The sequence below is a fragment of the Citromicrobium bathyomarinum genome (genome assembly GCF_021021475.1).
Taxonomy (GTDB): Bacteria; Pseudomonadota; Alphaproteobacteria; order Sphingomonadales; family Sphingomonadaceae; genus Alteriqipengyuania; species Alteriqipengyuania bathyomarina.
Map to the genome: position 1 here is coordinate 114,125 of NZ_JAINWL010000003.1, position 18,805 is coordinate 132,929.

The following is an 18,805-nucleotide window of genomic DNA, read 5'->3' on the forward strand; positions in this document are numbered from 1 at the left end:
TTGGGCGCATCGCCATCAAGAATTGGGCACCGCGCATGTTGTTGCGGCACAACTGGCGCGCGCGGGCTTTCCATTCAAGCCTTGATGATGAAAGGATGAGACCAGATATAGGCGGCCAAGACAGATAAGGACCCTTCATGCAATTCGACGAATCCGGCTATTTCCGCGACCCCGCAACCGGCGCGCTGGTGCCCGTGGTGGTCGAACAGACCAGTCGCGGCGAACGCAGCTTCGATATTTTCAGCCGCCTGCTGCGCGAACGGATCGTGTTCCTCACCGGTCCGGTGGAAGATGGCATGGCCAGCCTCGCAGTGGCGCAGCTGCTGTTTCTTGAATCCGAGAACCCGTCCAAGCCGATCAGCATGTACATCAACTCGCCCGGCGGGGTGGTGACGGCCGGCATGGCGATCCACGACACCATGCAGTACATTCAGCCGCGCATTTCCACGGTGTGCGTGGGCCAGGCCGCGTCGATGGGCAGCTTCCTGCTGGCTGCGGGCGAGCCAGGCATGCGGATCGCGCTGCCCAATGCGCGGATCATGATCCACCAGCCCTCGGGCGGCGCGCAGGGCATGGCCTCGGACATCGAGATCCAGGCGCGCGAAATCCTGCGCATTCGCAAGAACATGAACGAGCTCTACGCCAAGTACACCGGCCAGCCGCTGGAGAAGATCGAGGAAGCGATGGATCGCGATACCTTCCTCGATGCGCGTGAAGCCATGAAGTTCGGCCTCGTCGACAAGGTCTTCGAAAGCCGTCCGCAGGGCGATTCGGGCGACGACTCGAGCAGCGAACCCGAAGGATCGGGCGGCGCACCGGCCTGACGGGCCTCCCGCCGTCCCGGCGCCGGCGTGGCCACAAGGCCACAAGGCTCTGAAAAATGAGGGCGTAAATTTACGCGGGGGCTGTCTTCAGCCCTTCGCAAGGCGATTCGTGCGACACATGCCTAGGTTGCATTGGCGTGCGCGAAAGTTACATTCGTAAGGTTCTCCGCAGCTGCGGGGATTCGAGGATAGCAGGATTATGAGTAAATTGAGCGGAACGGATAGCAAAAGCACGCTGTATTGCAGCTTCTGCGGCAAATCGCAGCATGAGGTGCGCAAGCTGATCGCCGGGCCGACCGTTTTCATCTGCGATGAGTGTGTCGAGCTGTGCAACGACATTATTCGCGAGGAAACCAAGGCCGGGCTGACCGGGCGCAAGGAAGGCGAAGTGCCGACCCCGTCCGAAATCTGCGCCACGCTCAACGATTACGTGATCGGGCAGGAACGCGCGAAGCGCGTGCTCTCGGTCGCGGTGCACAACCACTACAAGCGTCTGAAGCACGCGGGCAAGCAGGGCGACGTCGAACTGGCGAAGTCCAACATCCTGCTGGTCGGTCCGACCGGTTCGGGCAAGACGCTGCTCGCGCAGACGCTGGCGCGCACCTTCGACGTGCCCTTCACGATGGCCGACGCGACCACGCTGACCGAAGCGGGCTACGTGGGCGAGGATGTGGAGAACATCATCCTCAAGCTGCTCCAGGCGTCGGACTACAATGTCGAGAAGGCGCAGCACGGGATCGTCTATATCGACGAGATCGACAAGATCACCCGCAAGGCGGAAAACCCCTCCATCACCCGCGACGTGTCGGGCGAGGGCGTGCAGCAGGCACTGCTCAAGCTGATGGAAGGCACCACTGCCAGCGTGCCGCCGCAGGGCGGGCGCAAGCATCCGCAGCAGGAATTCCTGCAGGTCGACACGACGAACATCCTGTTCATCTGCGGCGGTGCCTTCGCCGGGCTCGACAAGATCATCGGCGACCGTTTGCAGAAGCGCTCGATCGGCTTCGGCGCGCATGTCGCCGACCCGGACAAGCGCCGGATTGGCGAACTGCTCGAAAAGAGCGAGCCGGAAGATCTGCTCAAGTTCGGGCTGATCCCCGAATTCGTCGGCCGCCTGCCGGTGATCGCCTCGCTGCACGACCTCGATGTCGATGCGCTGGTCACGATCCTGCAGGAGCCCAAGAACGCGATCGTCAAGCAGTACGCCAAGCTGTTCGAGCTGGAAGGCGTGGAACTGACCTTCAACGACGAGGCACTGCGGGCGATTGCCGAACGTGCGATCAAGCGCAAGACCGGTGCCCGCGGCTTGCGTTCGATCGTGGAAGGCCTGCTGCTCGACACGATGTACGACCTGCCCGATCTCGAAGGCTGCAACGAAGTCGTGATCGACAAGGACGTGGTCGAAGGCCGGAAGGATCCGATCCGCGTGTTCGACGGCGAAGGCAGCAAGCGCACCGCGTCGGACGCCGCATAGGATTGCAGGCCTAGATGGGCGCGCTGATTGCTTCGGTTGTTTTCGCGCTTGTCTGCTGCCTTGCAACCTTCGTTCTGGCGCGCCGGGCGGATCGACGCCTGGCGCGCTTCGAGCGCATTCCCTGGCAATTTCCGCTTGCTGGCGAACCGACCTATTTTGGTCCGCGCCGGCTGTTTTTGTATTTTACGCCGTGGCTGGGAGTCCTGCTCCTCGCCCTGACGGGCCTTTCTCTCGCTTTCCTTCCTGCAAACGGAAACCCGGCGGTGGCTTTCCTTGCGATCGGTGCGTTCTGTCCGGCGCTGCAGCTGCTGCTGATCTGGCTCGTCGAGCGCTGGGCGCGGACGCAGCACCGCCCGTAACGAAAACCGGCCCAGTAACGGAAACCGGCAAAGAAAAACCCCGCCCGGCAGGAGGTAGTGCCGAGCGGGGCCCTGGTGCGACACCGGTGCTGGATAGCGGGGGTGCGCTTGCCGGTGCCGCTAGGGGAGGAAGAAGATCAGTTCGGCATCGATACCGTGTCGGTCACATGGATCACGCCGTTGGACTGGAATACGTCGGCCTGCGTGACAGTGGCCATGCCGCCCTTTTCATCGACCAGCATCACCTTGCCGCCCATCATGTGCGCGGTCAGCGTGCCGCCCTCAACGGTGGTCAGCTTGGCCGTGCCGCCGCCCTGCTTGATCTTCATCATCAGATCGCTGGCCGACACACGGCCCGGGACCACGTGATAGGTCAGAATCTTGATCAGCATCGCCTTGTTCTCGGGCTTCAGCAGCGTGTCGACCGTGCCAGCAGGCAGCTTCGCAAAAGCAGCATTGGTGGGCGCGAACACGGTGAAGGGGCCGGGGCCGGACAGCGTATCAACCAGCCCGGCAGCCTTCACGGCGGCGACCAGCGTGGTGTGATCCTTCGAATTGACCGCGTTTTCGATGATATTGCGCGTGGGATACATCGCCGCACCGCCCACCATCACCGTCGTATCGGCACTGGCGCTGGCCATCTGGCCCTCGTCCATATCGTAGGAAGCGCATGCGCCCAGCAGGGCAGCACTGGCAGCAAGCATAAGGGCAGCTTGAGTTTTCTTGGCGAACATCGTCGATCTCCTCATTTCCGTTTTCCCGTCGGTGAGGAGTTACGAGGCGGCTCGCGCCACGGATGCAGCGCGCGCCGGAAATCTTTTTGCGCTCAGGTTTTCGCCAGAGTTCCCTGGGCCACCACCGGCCCCGGCGCGGACTTGTCCGGCGCGCCGCCGAGCGGTTCCTGGCTGAGCAGGATCTGCGCACCCTGCCGCATCGCGCCTGCAAGCGAAGGGTCGAGCGACACGCGTTCCTGCGTGCCGGGCGCGACGACGCCCAACGATTGCGGTTGCGCGCCTTCGCCCGGCGGCATCAGCCAAAGCTCATGGTCATGGACCCCGTCGGCGGTCAGGCCATCGGCGGCGACCAGCAGTTCCTCGCGCTCGGGAAGGAAGGTCACGCCGATGCGCAGCGGAGTGTCGGCAATCGGGATCGAGGCGACCAGTGGCGGCGCATCGGTCGCAGGATCAGGCGCAGGCGTGTTGCCCAATGGCACGAACAGCAGGGCGACCGCAGCAACCGCCGCGACCGCGCTGCCGGCGGCGATTCGCTGCCACACCGCGACCCGGCGCTGGAGCAGAACCACGGGGCTGGGTGCCTCGTCCCGCTCCTCCAGCTCGCCTGCGATCCGGCTCCACACCTCGGGCGAAGGGGCGGCGCGCGCAGGTTCGTCCAGCAGCGGGGCCAGCCGCGATTCCCATTGCGCGACCAGCCCGGCAAACGCAGGTTCGCACGCCATGCGACCGCGCACTGCGAGCAGGTCTTCGCCTTCCAGCAGACCCATCGCGTATTCCGCAGCGAGCAGGTCGTCGCCGGAGAGTTCGGGCATATCGTGTCCGGGCGTGCTCATTCACCGCCCTCCATGCAGGTGCGCAGCTTCAGCAGGCCGCGCCGGATCCAGCTTTTCATCGTTCCCAGCGGAACATTGTTGTGCTCCGCCAGCTCGGCATAGGTGCGCCCTTCGAGAAAGGCGGTGCGGATCGCCCCGCGCTGCGGCTCGTCGAGCGCGTCTAGGCAGGCGTGGACCCGCGCGGCTCTCTCCGCATCGATCAGCAGATCGTCGGCGGACGGGTCGCCATCGGGCAGCTCTGCCGCCGCTTCCACCGGCACCGCGCCGCGCCGCACCTTGCCCGTGCGCAGCCGGTCGACCGCGCGGTTGCGCGCAAAGGTTGCCAGCCACGCGATCGGGCTCCCGCGCTTCGCGTCGTAGCGGGCGGCATTGCGCCAGAGGGTGATGTAAACGTCCTGCAAGGCGTCTTCGGCTTCTTTCCTGTCCCCCAAGATACGCAGGCAAATGCCGAAAAGCTTCACGCTGGTGAGGCGATAGACCACTTCGAGGGCATCGCGGTCGCCCTTCGACAGGCGGAGCATGGCCGCCTTCAGCTGCTCGCGGCGTTCTGGGCTGGCCGGTGTCATTGCGGCGACGCAGAGGACTGGTGGTTCAAAAGTTCGCTCACGGTGACGATGTCATATCCGCGATCGCGCAACTGGGCCAGATTCATCGGCAGAGCTTCGCGCGCGGTCGCGTTGCCGCGATACATCGGGTGGATCAGGATGATCGATCCGGGGCGCGCCCGCTCCACGATGTCGCGGGCGTAGTCCGCCGGTTCGGGGAACTCTTCGGCCCGGTCCGCGACATCCCAGGTGATCGTCTTCAACCCCGCACGCTCCACTTCAAGCGGCAGGCCCACCAGCTTGCGGCCATAGGGCGGGCGAAACAGGTCGCTGTCCGATCCCACGGCACGCAGCAACTGCCGGGTCTTGCCGAGTTCCTCGCGATAGAACGCCCGGGACCGGCCGACATTGCGCTGGTGGCTGTAGGTGTGGTTGCCGAGTTCGTGACCCGCAGCAAGGATCTGGCGCGCGGCCTGCGGGTGACGTTTCAGGTCTTCGCCGATCAGGAAGAAGGTGGCCCTGGCATCGTACCGGTCGAGGATCGGCAACACGGCAGCAACTCCGCGCGGCGTCGGGCCATCGTCGAAGGTCAGGGCGACGATCTTGTCGTCGGTCTCGACCCGGCAGGTCAGATCGCCGACAAGTTGCAAGCACGGGGCTTTGGATAGGCTGTTGAGGCCGACCAGCAGGGCCAGGACGGCGACGATTCCCAAACCGCCCCAGACAACAAGCTTTCTTCCCATCAACACCCACCCTCGCAGTTGCGCGTCCGCTCGATCTGCAAGGTGGTATGGCCGATCTTGTGCTCATGGGCGAGCCGCTGCGCGACCAGAGCGAGGAAGGCGTCGCCAGGATGGCCCTCGGGCATCACCAGATGCGCGGTCAGCGCGGTCTCGGTGGTCGACATGGGCCAGATATGCAGGTCGTGCACCTCGGTGACGCCGGGCTCGCTTTCCAGCGTGGCGCGCACTGCGGATTCGTCCACCCCTTCGGGAACGGCGTTGAGGCCCAGCTTCAGGCTGTCGCGCGCGAGGCCCCAGGTGCCCCAGCCGATCACGGCGAGGATCACGAGGCTGGTGACGGGATCGAGCCACACCGCGCCGGTCAGCAGGATCGCGACGCCGGCAATGACCACGCCGACCGAAACCAGCGCGTCCGCCGCCATGTGCAGGAACGCGCCCTGGATGTTGAGATCGTCCTTGCGCCCGCTGACGAACAGCAGCGCGGTCGCGGTGTTGATGACGATGCCCACGCCGGCGACCCAGATCATCGTCCAGCCTTCTGGCTCGACCGGGTTCATCAGCCGGTCGACCGTCTCGAACAGGATCGCGCCGATGGCGATCATCAGCAGCGCGGCATTGGCCAGCGCGGCGAGGATCGTGGAGCTTTTAAGGCCGTAGGTGAAGCGCGGGGAGGGCGGCCGCTTGGCCGCCGCGCTCGCCCCCCAGGCGATCAGCAGGCCGAGCACATCGGACAGGTTATGGCCCGCATCCGCGACCAGCGCCATCGAGCCGGAGATATAGCCGAAGCTCGCCTCGACCACGACGAACACGGTGTTGAGCGCAACCCCGATCGCAAAGGCGCGCCCGAAATCGGCTGGCGCGTGGGAATGCCCGTGCCCGTGCGCATGGTCGTGAGAATGATCGTGACCCATCGATCGATTGCCCTTCTGCCGGCTCTCTCTGCCATCGGCGGACTAGGCGGAGCTTTCGCCTTCAAGCAAGAAAAATCTCGCAAAATCAGCTAGATATGGAATATCATTCGACAAGATCGAAGAACCCACAGCGACGCCGAAAGCGCCCAAGTCGCTGAAAGTGCCAGCTATTCGCGAACCGCTATTGATAGACACAGGAGTCCAGCCCTTCGCGCGCCATGGTGCCGATCGCGCGCGCGGTCCGGTCGCCGTGGCGGCGCAGCCAGCCCTGCGGGTTCTTGACCTCGCGCTTCTTGGGGCTGGGCAGGGCGACCGCCATGCGCGCCGCCTCGCTATTGCTCAGCCGGTCGGCACCGTGCCCGAAATAGCGCAGCGACCCGGTTTGCGCGCCATAGGTGCCGATGCCTGTCTCGGCGACGTTGAGGTACACCTCCATGATCCGCCGCTTGGTCCACAGCCGCTCGATCAGCACGGTGAACCACGCCTCCAGCCCCTTGCGGAAGAAGCCGCCCCCCTGCCACAGGAACACGTTCTTGGCGGTCTGCTGGCTGATGGTGGAGCCGCCGCGCAGCTTGCCGCCCTTCATGTTGTTCTCCATCGCGGCCTGCAGCGCGGCGTAGTCGAACCCGTTGTGCTCGCAGAAATTCTGGTCCTCCGACGCGATCACCGCGCGCACCAGGCTGCGGTCGATATTGTCGAGGCTGCGCCAGTCCTTGGTGTAGCCGTTCTCGTCCAGGATCATCGTCCAGGTGACGGGCACGGGCACGAAACGGAAGGCGAGCGTGAGGAACAGGCTCAGCCCGATGAAGGTCGCTATCAACGCGGCCAGGATCTGGAAGGCACGAAAAAACACGATCGGCTATCTAGAGGGTGCGCCGCAAGGCGACAATCACCCGCGTACGCGTGGCCCGCAAATCCGCATCGCCCCCTCCCGCAGCCGCGCGCGCGACCTACATGGCAGGTCTGCAATCCATGAAAGGCGATCGTGCTATGAAACTATCGGGCAACACCATCCTCATCACCGGCGGCGGCAGCGGCATCGGGCGCGAGCTGGCGCGGCGGTGGCACGATCTGGGCAACACGGTGATCGTCGCCGGGCGCACGCGCGATGCTCTGGAGGAGACTGCGGAGGGCTACGACAACATCCACGCGATGACGCTCGACGTGGCGCAGCCGGGCGAGGTGGAGCGCTTTGCGAAGGAAGTGGTCGAACGCTTCCCCCAGCTCAACGCGGTGTTCAACAATGCCGGGATCATGAAGTACGAGGACATCACCGCCTCGCGCGATATCGGCGATGCCACTGCGGAAGTGACGATCAACCTGCTAGGTCCGATCCGGTTGACCGATGCGCTGGTCGACCATCTCAAGACCCGCGAGAACCCGGTCATCGTCAACGTCACCTCGGGCCTCGCCTTCGTGCCGCAGCCCAAGGCCGCGACCTATTCCGCGACCAAGGCGGCGCTGCACAGCTACACGCTGTCGCTGCGCCAGCAGCTCAAGGGCAGCATCGAGGTGATCGAGCTGGCCCCGCCGGGCGTGCAGACCGAGCTGACCCCGGGCCAGTCGGAGCGCGAGGGGTACATGCCGCTCGACGCCTATATCGAAGAAGTGATGACGCTGTTCCAGCAGCAGCCGACGCCTGAGGAAGTATGCGTCGAGTTCGTCCGCCCGTTCCGTAATGCCGAGAAGGACGGCAAGGTCGGCGAGTTCATGGAGATGCTCGCCAACCGCTGACACGAAAAACGCCGCCCTGCACGATGGCGGGGCGGCGTCTTGTTCGGGTGCCGCAATGCGAGGGCGTCAGGCCGCGACGGGCATCAGCTTCTCGCTCGCGATGCGCTGCATCGCCTTCTGCAGCTTCTCGAACGCGCGCACCTCGATCTGGCGGATGCGTTCGCGCGACACGTCGTAGACCTTGCTCAGCTCTTCGAGCGTCTGCGGGTCTTCGGTCAGACGGCGTTCGGTCAGGATGTGCTTCTCGCGATCATTGAGCGAATCCATCGCTTCCAGCAGCATGGCGTGGCGCACCTGCGCCTCCTGCGTGTCGGCGGTGGTTTCGTCCTGCAACGGGCGATCGTCGGTCAGCCAGTCCTGCCACTGGCTGGCGTTTTCCTCGTCCCCGCGCATCGACACGTTGAGCGAGCTGTCGCCGCCCATCAGCATCCGGCGGTTCATGTTGATCACTTCCTGCTCGGGCACGCCGAGATCGGTTGCGATCTTCTTCACATCGTCGGGATGCAGATCGGTGTCCTCGTACGCGTCGAGGTTCTTCTTCATCCGCCGCAGGTTGAAGAACAGCTTCTTCTGCGCGGCGGTTGTGCCCATTTTCACCAGGCTCCACGAACGCAGGATATATTCCTGGATGCTCGCCTTGATCCACCACATCGCATAGGTTGCCAGGCGGAAACCACGATCGGGTTCGAATTTCTTGACGCCCTGCATCAGGCCGACGTTCCCTTCGGAAATCAGGTCGGACACGGGCAGGCCATAGCCGCGATACCCCATCGCGATCTTCGCGACGAGCCGCAGGTGGCTCGAGACCAGCTGGGCCGCAGCCTCAGGGTCTTCGTGCTCTTCGTAGCGTTTGGCGAGCATGTATTCCTGCTCCGCCGTCAGCACGGGGAATTTCTTGATTTCCGACAAATAGCGGTTGAGGCTTTGCTCGCCGCCGAGGGCCGGAATGGCTACTGCCTTGCTTTTACTCACTTCGTCCCTAACCTTTCTGTGTCAGCCCATCCCCCCGTTTGGGCCCCGAACCCCTGCTGGGCATTCGGGATGCTTGGGCCACACCTCTTCATATAGGCCACTTCCCGGAATTTTTCGAGTTGTGTTCATCGATTTCAACGAGCGATTTCGTCGATCAGTTCCCCCATGTCCCGGGGCAGGTCGGCCTGAAATTCGAGCCGTTCGCCGGTTGCGGGATGGATGAAGCCGAGGCTGGCTGCGTGGAGCGCCTGCCGGCGGAACGCCAGTTTCTCGAGGATCGGCCGCAAGGCCTTGGGATCGCGTCCATATTGTGGGTCCCCCAATAGCGGATGACCGATTGACGCACAGTGAACGCGAACCTGGTGGGTGCGCCCGGTCTCCAGCCGGCATTCAAGAATGCTTGCTACACCGAAAGTTTTGGTTGTGCGATAATGCGTCACCGCGTGCTTCCCGCGGGTCGATTGGGGGTCGAGCACGGCCATTTTCTTGCGATCGCGGTCCGACCGGCCAAGGCGTGCGTCGATCGTCCCTTCGGCAGGCCGGGGCTGCCCTGCGCACACTGCGGTATAGCGGCGCGAGATGCTGTGATCGGCGAACTGCCGGGCCAGGCCTTCATGCGCGGCGTCGGTCTTGGCGACCACCAGCAGGCCGGAGGTATCCTTGTCGATCCGGTGGACGATTCCGGGCCGTTCGACCCCGTTGATCCCCGAAAGCTGCCCCCGGCAGTGATAGAGCAGCGCGTTGACCAGCGTGCCGTCGCGATTGCCCGCCGCCGGGTGCACGACCATGCCCGCAGGCTTGTCGACCACGATCAGATGTTCGTCCTCGTACGCGACGACCAGCGGGATGTCCTGCGGCTCCGCCTCCAGCGGGGTGGGGGCGGGCAGGGCGATGGTGAAGGGCGTTCCCGCCGCAACCTTGGCGGAAGGCGATGTCGCGCGCTTGCCGCCCACGCTCACCTGCCCATCCGCGATCAGCCCCTTGATCCGCTCCCGCGAAAGATCGGTGGCGTCGGCCAGCGCCTTGTCGAGACGGGTGGGGGCGGGGATGGTGCCGGTGAGGGTTTCGGGTGTGGACACCAGCGCCCCCTAGCTCATTTCGTCACCCCCGCGAAGGCGGGGGCCCCGCTAACCCTGCGCATATCGACACAAGCGGGATTCCCGCCTTCGCGGGAAAGACTGTATTGGGGCAAGGTGATCATCCAACGCCAGTGCCTCGACCACCTCCTCGCAGCTGCGAGCGATGCCCATCCGCACGAATGCTGCGGGCTGTTGCTAGGCGAAGGCACGACGATCACGCACGCCCAACCCACCGCCAATGTCCACCCCGATCCATCGCGCCATTTCGAGATCGATCCGCACGCGCTGATCGCCGCGCACAAGGCTGCGCGGGGCGCAGGGCCGCAGGTGATCGGCTATTATCACTCGCACCCCACGGGCGATCCGACCCCGTCCGCCACCGACCGTGCCAGCGCCGCGCATGACGGGCGGGTCTGGGCGATCGTCGCGGGCCGCGAAGTCCGCTTTTTCAGGGATGGGGAAGAGGGATTCGTGGCGCTTTCCTACGCAGTCGCACCGCGCTAGGCAGGCGGCGATGACCAATCGCGCACCCACCGATCCGACGCCGCTCTTTTCACCCGTGAAACAGGGCAGGTTTTCTCTCCCTGGACTGTGTGTCAGGTGTGTCAGGGCAATGCATGCGGGAGGCCGGGGATGAGCGGTATCGACGAAACCGATCCGCTGCTGCTCGCCAGCCAGCTGTGTTCGCGCCTGTGCCACGACATGCTCAGCCCCGTAGGCGCGCTGACCAACGGGCTGGAGCTGCTCGCGGACGAGAAAGACCCGCAGATGCGCCAGCGCTGTTTCGAGCTGCTGGAGCAGAGCGCGCGGACCAGCGCGGCCAAGCTCAAGTTCTTCCGCCTCGCCTTCGGGGCGGCGGGCGGGTTCGGCGAACAGGTGTCGATCGATGAACCCAAGGCGGTGATCGAGACGCTGGCCGCCGATGCCAAGCGGGTCGAGCTCAACTGGGCGATCGAGGCGGCGAGCGTGTCGAAATCCGCGGCCAAGGTGATGCTGAACCTCGCGAATATCGGGCTGGACGCGCTGGTGCGCGGCGGCACGCTGGATGTGGGCATCGAAGTCCGCGACGACGCGACCGAGATCGTGGTGCGCGCGGCGGGCCCCAAGATCGCGTTCGATCCGGTGATCGGCGACGCGCTGGGCGGCCGGATGGACCCGGCCGAGCTGACCGGGCGCACCGCGCCTGCACATCTGCTGGCGATGCTGGCCGACAAGGAGGGCGGGCTGATCCAGACACATGCCGAGGTAGGCACGCTGCTGATGGGCGCGACGCTTCCCAATGGGGGCTCCAATACTCCGGCGTATGCGGGATGAGCGGGGCGGAGCACGACGAGGGGGGGATGGACGAACTGGTCCATGCCGAGCGGCTCTCGCCCAATTACGACGAGCGTAATGCGCCCGTCTCGATGGTCGTGCTCCACTATACCGAGATGGAAGGTGCGGACGCCGCGATCGAGCGGCTGACCGACCCGGAGGCCAAGGTTTCCGCGCACTACATCATCAGCGAAGCGGGCGAGGTGACCCGGCTGGTGCCCGAGGAGAAGCGCGCATGGCACGCGGGCGTCTCCTACTGGCGGGGCGAGACCGATGTGAACACGGTCAGCGTCGGGATCGAGCTCGATCATCCGGGCCACGCCTATGGCTACCGCGAATTCGCCGATGCGCAGATCGCCGCGCTGGTGCCCCTACTGGCGCGGATCGTGGAGCGTTACGACATCCCTCGCGCCAATGTAGTCGGCCATTCGGACGTTGCTCCGCAGCGCAAGACCGACCCCGGCGAGCTGTTCCCGTGGGCGCGGATTGCGAAGCTGGGCCTGTGCCTGCCGCGCCCGACCAAGCTGGAGCTGGGCGATCCGTTCGACAATGACGGTGCCTTCTACCTCGCGCTGGAGCGGTTCGGTTACGACATCAGCGACGGGCGCAAGGTGGTCGAGGCGTTCCAGCGGCGCTGGCGGCCCGAACTGATCGACGGCGTGATCGACGGCGAGATCCGCGCGATCCTGTTCCAGCTGCTGCTCGACCGCGACCGCGGGCTGGCGCGCTAGTCAGGCGCTGTGGTCTATCTATTCGCGATTTGAGCGCTATATCGGCCGCGCCAGGAGGCCGGGCAGCCGCGTTGCGACAAGCACCGAGGAAAGTCCGGGCTCCACGAAGTAAGGGTGGCGGGTAACGCCCGCCGTGGGCGACCACAGGGAAAGTGCCACAGAGAGCAAACCGCCGACGTTCCTGCACAGGAGCGGGCAAGGGTGAAAGGGTGCGGTAAGAGCGCACCGGGGGCCTGGTAACAGATCCCGTCATGGCAAACCCCACCCGGAGCAAGGCCGAATAGGGACCCCGCGCCATTCGTGGCAGGAGCGCTTCGCTCTTGAGGGTCCGGGTTGGCTGCTCGAACCGTCTGGCAACAGGCGGTCTAGATGAATGGCTGCCACCCGTCGCAAGACGGGTACAGAACCCGGCTTACAGGCCTCCTGGCAACTCCTGCTCCGGCGCTATTCGCGCCCGACGCTGGTGTACTCGAACCCTGCCTCGCGCATGTCGGAAGGCTTGTAGATGTTGCGCAGGTCGACCAACACGGGGGCCTTGGCGAGCTGCTTGACCCGGTTGAGGTCGAGCGCGCGGAACACGTTCCACTCGGTCACGATGACGACCGCATCGGCACCCTCGATCGCGGCGTAGGGATCGTCCTTCATCTCGACCTCGGGCATCAGCGGGCGGGCCTGCTCCATGCCTTCCGGATCGTAGGCGGCGACGGAGACACCGGCGTCGACCAGCGCCTGGGCAACGCCGATCGCAGGGGAATCGCGCATGTCGTCGGTATTGGGCTTGAAGGTCAGACCCAGCATCGCGACCCGCTTGCCTCGCGCGGCGTCGAGGCCTCCAAGTGCGTCGATCACCTTGCGGCCCATCGCGCGCTTGCGGGTGTCGTTGACCTTCACCACCGCCTCGACGATCCGCACCGGGCTCTCGTAATCCTCGGCGGTCTTGAGCAGCGCGAGCGTATCCTTGGGGAAGCACGAGCCGCCGTAGCCGGGCCCGGCGTGAAGGAACTTGGAGCCGATCCGGTTGTCCATCCCGATCCCGCGGGCAACGTCCTGCACGTTCGCGCCGACCTTCTCGCACAGGTCGGAGATCTCGTTGATGAAGGTGATCTTGGTCGCGAGGAAGGCGTTGGCGGCGTACTTGATCAGCTCGCTGGTGCGCCGCCCGACGAACAGGATCGGCGATTCGTTGAGGAACAGCGGGCGATACACTTCGTGCATCACCTCGCGCCCGAAATCGTCCTCGGCCCCGATGACGATGCGGTCGGGCCGCTTGAAATCGCCGATCGCGGCACCTTCGCGCAGGAATTCGGGGTTGGAGACCACCGCCACCTTCAGCCCGCGCTCGGTCACGGCGGGGCTCTGCGAGAGGATCCGTTCGACCTCGTCGCCGGTCCCCACGGGAACGGTCGACTTGGTCACCACGACCGCGTCGTTGGTCAGCGATTCGCCAATCTCGCGCGCGACGGCGTAGACGAAGGAGAGGTCCGCATGGCCATCGCCCCGGCGGCTGGGCGTGCCGACCGCGATGAAGATCGCGCCCGCACCGGCAATGCCTTCGGCCAGATCGGTGGTGAAGGACAGGCGGCCCGCCTTCGCATTCTTGTCGACCAGATCGTCCAGGCCCGGCTCGTAGATCGGCATGATGCCTTCGCGCAGCCGCTGGATCTTGTCCTCGTCCTTGTCGATGCAGACCACGTCATGGCCGAAATCGGCAAAGCAGGCACCCGAGACCAGGCCGACATAGCCCGAGCCGACCATTGCGATTTTCATGGCTTAATCATCCCATTGTTCGATCGCGATATCTCCGTCGCGATCGACTGCCTGAATATAGCGGCGCGTTTCACCGTCCAGCACCAGCGCCGTCAGGCGCCCGTAGCGGAAAGCACCGGTGTCGATGCCGATGCGGTTGGGCCGCTGTTCGACATCTTCGAAGATCGTGTGCCCGTGGACGATGACTTTTTCGAACGGTTCGCCGTGCGCGAGAAAGCGTTCGCGAATCCACAGCAGATCCTTGCGCTTCTGGTCGTCCAGCGCCTGTTTCGGATTAACCCCTGCGTGGACGAAGGCGTAATCGCCCGCGACGATGATTTCTTCGAAGCTGGCCAGAAAATCGCGATGTTTCTTCGGCACAAGCGTGTGGAGACGCTTGCGCAGCTGGTCGACTTCCAGATCGTTGTACTCGGATTTGGAGATCCCGTAGCTCAGGATCGTCTCGCGCCCGCCATGCTTGAGGAAGTGCTTGAGCACCTCGCGATCCTCGAAGCTTTCGAGAAACATTTCCTCGTGATTGCCCGCCAGATAGCGGACCTTGCGCCGTTTGCCCCAAGCCCGAGCGGTGTCGATCACCTGCGCGCTGCCGGGCCCCCGGTCGACCAGATCGCCCAGCAGAACCACCGTGGTCTTCGCCTCGGGTGCCTGGGCATCGTCTGCCTCGATCGCTTCGATCAGCGCTTCGAACAGCCGATCGCACCCGTGGATGTCGCCAATCGCGTAGAAGCGCTCGCCCGGAGGCGTAGAGGCGCTGGGGGCCGCTGGCGCTTTGCGAAAGAGGGTACGAAGGGGGTTTAGCATCGCTTTATCGGTAATGGTGAACGCGATCGCGAGCGCGCGCCTTGTGCCGTGCCCGGATGGGCCGCGAGATAGGCCCTAGCCGCTGCGACCGCAAGCGCTGCCGGTCAGGGCTTTGCCTGACGCGCCTCCTCGTAGACCTTCGCCTCTTCGGGGTGCTGCGTGGTCAGGCGCAGCGCGACATAGCCGATAATCGCCGAGATAATCGAACCCAGCAGGATGCCGATCTTCGCCTCATCGACCAGCAGCTGCGAATTGCCGAAGGCCAGCCCGCTGATGAACAACGACATGGTGAAGCCGATCCCCGTGAGGATCGTGACCCCCCATATCTCCATCCAGTTGGCGTTTTCGGGTTTCTTCGCGATGCCCAGCTTCACCGACAGGAACACGATGGTGAAAATGCCCAGCTGCTTGCCGAGGAACAGGCCGGTCGCGATCGCAAGCGGGAGGGGCGCGAAAATCTGTTCGACCGTCATATCGAGGATGTGGACCCCGGCATTGGCGAAACCGAAAATGGGCACCACCAGATAGGCGCTCCACGGCGCGAGTGCATGCTCGGCCTTCTCCAGCATCGAATGGCCATCGACCTTGCGCATCGGAATGGTCAGCGCGGCCAGCACGCCCGCGATGGTCGCGTGAACGCCGGAGAACAGGACGGCCAGCCACAGCGCGATCGCGCCGAGAAGGAACGGCCAGAAGCTCTTCACCCCAAAGCGGTTCATGCCGACCAGCGCGCCGAAGACGACGAACGAAATCGCCAGCCACATGACGTCCAGATGGGCGGTATAGAACACCGCGATGACCAGCACCGCGCCGATATCGTCGACGATCGCGACGGTCAGCAGGAACAGGCGCAGCGAGGCGGGGACGCGGCTGCCGAGCAGGCCGAGAACACCCATAGCGAAAGCAATGTCGGTCGCCGCCGGAATCGCCCAGCCGCGGATCAGCTCCGGATTGCTGCCCGCGATGCTGACGAAAATCAGGGCCGGCACCGCCATCCCCGCGCCTGCGGAGATGATCGGCAAGGTCCGCTTGTCCGCACTGGAGAGCTCGCCCGCGATCAGTTCGCGCTTCACTTCCAGTCCGACGACGAAGAAGAAGATGACCATCAGGCCATCATTGATCCACAGGTGCAAATCGTTGAGGTAGAAGACCTCTTTGGGCCACCAATAGGTGTAGAGCAGGTCGTGGTAATCTTCCGCCAGAGGCGAGTTCGCCACCACCAGCGCCGCCGCAGCGACCAGGATTAGCAGCACGCCCGCCGAGGCATCGCTGACGAAGAGTGCGCGCACCGGAGCGATGGCACGGCGGATCGGTTTGCGGATCGGTTCGAGCATGGGGCCCCTTTTTCTCAATCTTTCGCGCGTTGCAAGGCCCCGAACGCTTCGATAGGTTGCTACCTGAGGGCAAGGGGGGACCGGGCAGCATGCTAGCGGCGGAACTAACGCCAGTCGACTGGCTCGTCCTGCTCCAGCACGAACTGCTTCTGTTCGCGAGCCTTTTCTTTCTTCTCGGTACTCTCGATGAGCTCGCGATCGACGCGCTCTATCTGGTCGGACGCGTGCGCGGGCGTATTTGCACGCCCCGGATCGATCGATCTGCTGTCGAAGGGCGCGCGATTGCCGGGCCGGCCGCAGCGATCATCCCTGCCTGGCACGAAGACGACGTGATCGGCGCGACGATGCGGCACCTGCTGGATGCATGGCCGCAGGCTCAGCTGCGCCTCTACATTGGCTGCTATGCCAATGATCCGGCAACCATCGGGGCGGCAACGCGGGCCGCGCGGGGCCAGTCGCGGGTGCGCATTGTGGTCCATTCGGCACGCGGTCCGACGACCAAGGCGGACTGCATGAACCGCCTCTATCGCGCGATCGAGGAGGACGAACGGCGCGAGGGGATGCGCTTCCGGATGGTGGTGATCCATGATGCGGAGGACATGGTCGACCCTGCCGCCCTGCCGCTACTCGATGCGGGGCTGGCAAAAGCCGAACTGCTGCAATTGCCCGTGTTGCCGATGCGCCAGCGCCGGTCGCGCTGGGTATCGGGCCACTACATCGACGAGTTTGCCGAGGCGCATGCCAAGGCGATGGTGGTGCGCGACTGGCTGCGCGCAGGCTTTCCCTCGGCAGGCGTGGGCTGTGCGGTCTCGCGCGAGCGGCTTGCCCTGCTCGACGTCCAGAGTGGGTGCAGCGGACCGTTCGACGCTAGTAGCCTGACCGAGGATTACGAACTGGGGCTCAAGATCGCGGAAGCTGGCGGCAGGACGAAGTTCGTTCGGGTACGCGGAGATGACGGGCGGTTGATCGCCACGCGTGCCTTCTTCCCTCGCACGCTCGAGACCGCGGTCCGGCAGAAGACCCGCTGGGTATGCGGCATCGCGCTGCAGGGGTGGGATCGGATGGGCTGGAGTGGGCGGCCGCTCGACGGCTGGATGCGGCTTCGCGACCGCCGCGGGCCGCTCTCGGCGCTGGTGCTGTTCGTCGCCTATGTGCTCGTCTTCCTGACCGGTGGGCTGGCAATCGCCCACCAGCTGGGGCTGGCGCGCGCGCCGGTCGTCACCCCCGCAACCAAGGCGCTGCTGATCGCCAACGCGGCAAGCCTTGGCTGGCGGGCGGCGTGCCGCGCGCTGTTCACCGCGCGCGAGTACGGGCCAAGGGAGGGCATGCGCGCGGTTTTGCGCATTCCCTTGAGCAACATCATCGCGATCATGGCTGCGCGCCGTGCGGTCGCTCAATATGTGTTCAGCCTGCTGGGCGGGACCCTGCGGTGGGACAAGACCGAGCATCGCGAACATCCTGCGGTCTCGCAGGAGATGCTGGCATGATCGGGTCGGGCCGCAGGGGAGGGCGCCCGCTGATGGCGATGTTCGCCATCCTCGCAGCGTGGGTCGGCGTTCGCGCCTCGTTCTGGGAGATACCCTTCGCTTTGCCACCGCCCGGTGGACTGTTCGCCAAAGCCCGGACAGATGCGTTGGAGGAGGCACCCGGTTCGGACCCCGATGGGGTTTCGCAGGCCGATACGTTGCAGCAATTGCATGCCGAACTGGTGGGAACACGCGGAGATGCCGTTGCCTCCGGCAGTGCTGTCCAAGGCAGCGAGGGAGGCGTTTCGCTGGCCATTGTGGCCCATACTCCCGCGGCTGCGCAGCTTGCCCGATCGAACCTCTCTGCCAATCACCAGTTGCTCTATGCCGCCGCCTTCGGGTTGGTGCCGCCCTATGATCGCCTTGCGATGGTCTCGCCCGAACAGCGGAGAGGGTGGATACAGGCCTCGGTCCCACACCCCCGATCGCGGTCTGCGCAGGTGGATCGCTGGTCCGCCGATGCGTGGCTGCTGGTCCGCCAGGGAGGGGCCGGCCCGCGATTGGCGAGTGTCAATCCCGCAAGCTACGGCAGCGACCAGATCGGTGCAGTGGCGCGTTACTCGCTTGTCCCGGGCTCTGCGCTGCAGCCGACGGCCTATGCCCGCGCCAGCAAGGCGCTGGTCCCCGGTGGCGAGAGCGAGGCGGCGGCAGGCGTCAGTATCGGTCTTGCACGAAACGTCCCGCTGCGCGTGCATGGCGAGCTGCGGGTGACCAACCGCCCCGGCGGTACCCAGGTGCGCCCCGCCGCCTATGTCGTAACCGGGCTCCCGCGCAGTCAGGTCGGGCCAGTGCTAGAGGCGGAAGGCTATCTTCAGGCTGGCTACGTGGGTGGCGACTACGCCACCGGCTTCGTCGATGGCAGGGTCACGCTGCAAGCACCCGTGATTCGCAGCGAGAGGGGGCAGGTGGCGATCGGTGGCGGCGCATGGGGCGGGGCGCAGCGCGGTGCCACCCGGCTTGATCTCGGCCCGACGGCGAGTGCAACCCTGACCACCGGGAGGACGACCCTCCGCGGCTCGGTAGACTACCGGTTGAGGGTCGCAGGCGATGCGTTGCCGGGCGATGGACTTGCGGTGACGCTGGCGGCATCCTTTTAGTACCGAATTTAGCCGAGGGACGCTTTA

The 18,805-nt window shown here is 65.0% G+C and carries 20 protein-coding genes and 1 other RNA gene; 10 read left to right on the forward strand and 11 right to left on the reverse strand.

Going from position 1 to position 18,805, the window contains the following annotated elements:
• Positions 1 to 137: 137 nt before the first annotated feature.
• The 3 genes from K7H93_RS12175 to K7H93_RS12185 all read left to right on the forward strand — a co-directional run bounded on the left by K7H93_RS12175 (position 138) and on the right by K7H93_RS12185 (position 2,657).
• The gene (locus K7H93_RS12175; protein WP_054526743.1) at positions 138 to 824 is read left to right on the forward strand and encodes an ATP-dependent Clp protease proteolytic subunit; all 687 of its coding nucleotides are present in this window, start codon (positions 138 to 140) and stop codon (positions 822 to 824) included.
• Between the two features lie 199 nt (positions 825 to 1,023).
• Positions 1,024 to 2,298: an ATP-dependent Clp protease ATP-binding subunit ClpX gene (clpX, locus tag K7H93_RS12180; RefSeq protein ID WP_230783856.1), complete on the forward strand. Its 1,275-nt coding sequence runs from the start codon at positions 1,024 to 1,026 to the stop codon at positions 2,296 to 2,298.
• A gap of 14 nt (positions 2,299 to 2,312) precedes the next feature.
• A complete protein-coding gene (locus K7H93_RS12185; RefSeq protein ID WP_230783857.1) occupies positions 2,313 to 2,657 on the forward strand; it encodes a hypothetical protein in 345 nt (114 codons plus the stop codon).
• A gap of 137 nt (positions 2,658 to 2,794) precedes the next feature.
• Here the strand turns inward: K7H93_RS12185 and K7H93_RS12190 are convergent, their stop codons facing one another.
• From K7H93_RS12190 to mtgA, 6 genes are all read right to left on the reverse strand, one after another.
• Positions 2,795 to 3,391, reverse strand: coding sequence for a fasciclin domain-containing protein (locus K7H93_RS12190; protein WP_230783858.1), 597 nt, complete (start codon positions 3,389 to 3,391; stop codon positions 2,795 to 2,797).
• Positions 3,392 to 3,483: 92 nt separating this feature from the next.
• Entirely contained in the window at positions 3,484 to 4,224 is a 741-nt protein-coding gene (locus K7H93_RS12195; RefSeq protein ID WP_230783859.1) for an anti-sigma factor, read from the reverse strand.
• Positions 4,221 to 4,790 (reverse strand): sigma-70 family RNA polymerase sigma factor, encoded by a 570-nt coding sequence (locus K7H93_RS12200; RefSeq protein ID WP_230783860.1) that lies wholly within the window; start codon positions 4,788 to 4,790, stop codon positions 4,221 to 4,223. The genes K7H93_RS12195 and K7H93_RS12200 overlap by 4 nt, the downstream gene beginning before the upstream one ends.
• Positions 4,787 to 5,512 carry a polysaccharide deacetylase family protein gene (locus K7H93_RS12205; protein ID WP_230783861.1) on the reverse strand — a complete coding sequence of 242 codons (726 nt, stop codon included), beginning with the start codon at positions 5,510 to 5,512 and terminating at the stop codon, positions 4,787 to 4,789. The genes K7H93_RS12200 and K7H93_RS12205 overlap by 4 nt, the downstream gene beginning before the upstream one ends.
• The gene (locus tag K7H93_RS12210; RefSeq protein WP_230783862.1) at positions 5,512 to 6,423 is read right to left on the reverse strand and encodes a cation diffusion facilitator family transporter; all 912 of its coding nucleotides are present in this window, start codon (positions 6,421 to 6,423) and stop codon (positions 5,512 to 5,514) included. Before K7H93_RS12210 ends, K7H93_RS12205 begins: the two co-directional genes overlap by 1 nt.
• Before the next feature lie 181 nt (positions 6,424 to 6,604).
• Positions 6,605 to 7,276, reverse strand: coding sequence for a monofunctional biosynthetic peptidoglycan transglycosylase (gene mtgA, locus K7H93_RS12215; RefSeq protein ID WP_230783863.1), 672 nt, complete (start codon positions 7,274 to 7,276; stop codon positions 6,605 to 6,607).
• A 137-nt stretch (positions 7,277 to 7,413) separates the two neighbouring features.
• Between mtgA and K7H93_RS12220 the strand changes: the two genes are divergently transcribed.
• Positions 7,414 to 8,157: an SDR family oxidoreductase gene (locus tag K7H93_RS12220; protein WP_230783864.1), complete on the forward strand. Its 744-nt coding sequence runs from the start codon at positions 7,414 to 7,416 to the stop codon at positions 8,155 to 8,157.
• Between the two features lie 66 nt (positions 8,158 to 8,223).
• On the opposite strand, the gene rpoH is transcribed toward K7H93_RS12220, so the two are convergent.
• Both rpoH and K7H93_RS12230 read right to left on the reverse strand, forming a co-directional pair.
• Entirely contained in the window at positions 8,224 to 9,129 is a 906-nt protein-coding gene (gene rpoH, locus K7H93_RS12225; RefSeq protein ID WP_029140561.1) for an RNA polymerase sigma factor RpoH, read from the reverse strand.
• 134 nt (positions 9,130 to 9,263) lie between these two features.
• Positions 9,264 to 10,208, reverse strand: a complete 945-nt coding sequence (locus K7H93_RS12230) for an RluA family pseudouridine synthase (protein ID WP_230783865.1) — start codon at positions 10,206 to 10,208, stop codon at positions 9,264 to 9,266.
• A gap of 114 nt (positions 10,209 to 10,322) precedes the next feature.
• Between K7H93_RS12230 and K7H93_RS12235 the strand changes: the two genes are divergently transcribed.
• The 4 genes from K7H93_RS12235 (at position 10,323) to rnpB (ending at position 12,684) form a co-directional block, all read left to right on the forward strand.
• On the forward strand, positions 10,323 to 10,712 hold the full coding sequence (locus K7H93_RS12235) for a M67 family metallopeptidase (RefSeq protein WP_010239055.1): 390 nt from the start codon (positions 10,323 to 10,325) through the stop codon (positions 10,710 to 10,712).
• 129 nt (positions 10,713 to 10,841) lie between these two features.
• Positions 10,842 to 11,522 carry a histidine phosphotransferase family protein gene (locus K7H93_RS12240; RefSeq protein WP_054524901.1) on the forward strand — a complete coding sequence of 227 codons (681 nt, stop codon included), beginning with the start codon at positions 10,842 to 10,844 and terminating at the stop codon, positions 11,520 to 11,522.
• A complete protein-coding gene (locus K7H93_RS12245) occupies positions 11,519 to 12,253 on the forward strand; it encodes an N-acetylmuramoyl-L-alanine amidase (RefSeq protein WP_420840386.1) in 735 nt (244 codons plus the stop codon). The genes K7H93_RS12240 and K7H93_RS12245 overlap by 4 nt, the downstream gene beginning before the upstream one ends.
• A gap of 50 nt (positions 12,254 to 12,303) precedes the next feature.
• An RNA gene (gene rnpB / locus K7H93_RS12250) (RNase P RNA component class A) lies at positions 12,304 to 12,684 on the forward strand.
• Positions 12,685 to 12,697: 13 nt separating this feature from the next.
• Here the strand turns inward: rnpB and K7H93_RS12255 are convergent.
• From K7H93_RS12255 to nhaA, 3 genes are all read right to left on the reverse strand, one after another.
• On the reverse strand, positions 12,698 to 14,020 hold the full coding sequence (locus K7H93_RS12255; protein ID WP_230783866.1) for a UDP-glucose dehydrogenase family protein: 1,323 nt from the start codon (positions 14,018 to 14,020) through the stop codon (positions 12,698 to 12,700).
• Positions 14,021 to 14,023: 3 nt separating this feature from the next.
• Positions 14,024 to 14,821 carry a metallophosphoesterase family protein gene (locus tag K7H93_RS12260; RefSeq protein WP_230783867.1) on the reverse strand — a complete coding sequence of 266 codons (798 nt, stop codon included), beginning with the start codon at positions 14,819 to 14,821 and terminating at the stop codon, positions 14,024 to 14,026.
• 104 nt (positions 14,822 to 14,925) lie between these two features.
• Entirely contained in the window at positions 14,926 to 16,155 is a 1,230-nt protein-coding gene (nhaA, locus tag K7H93_RS12265) for a Na+/H+ antiporter NhaA (protein ID WP_010239044.1), read from the reverse strand.
• 89 nt (positions 16,156 to 16,244) lie between these two features.
• Here nhaA and K7H93_RS12270 point away from each other — a divergent pair, with 89 nt between their 5' ends.
• On the forward strand, positions 16,245 to 17,642 hold the full coding sequence (locus K7H93_RS12270) for a glycosyl transferase family protein (RefSeq protein ID WP_230783868.1): 1,398 nt from the start codon (positions 16,245 to 16,247) through the stop codon (positions 17,640 to 17,642).
• Positions 17,639 to 18,778, forward strand: coding sequence for a hypothetical protein (locus K7H93_RS12275; protein WP_230783869.1), 1,140 nt, complete (start codon positions 17,639 to 17,641; stop codon positions 18,776 to 18,778). Before K7H93_RS12270 ends, K7H93_RS12275 begins: the two co-directional genes overlap by 4 nt.
• The last annotated feature ends 27 nt before the right edge of the window (positions 18,779 to 18,805 follow it).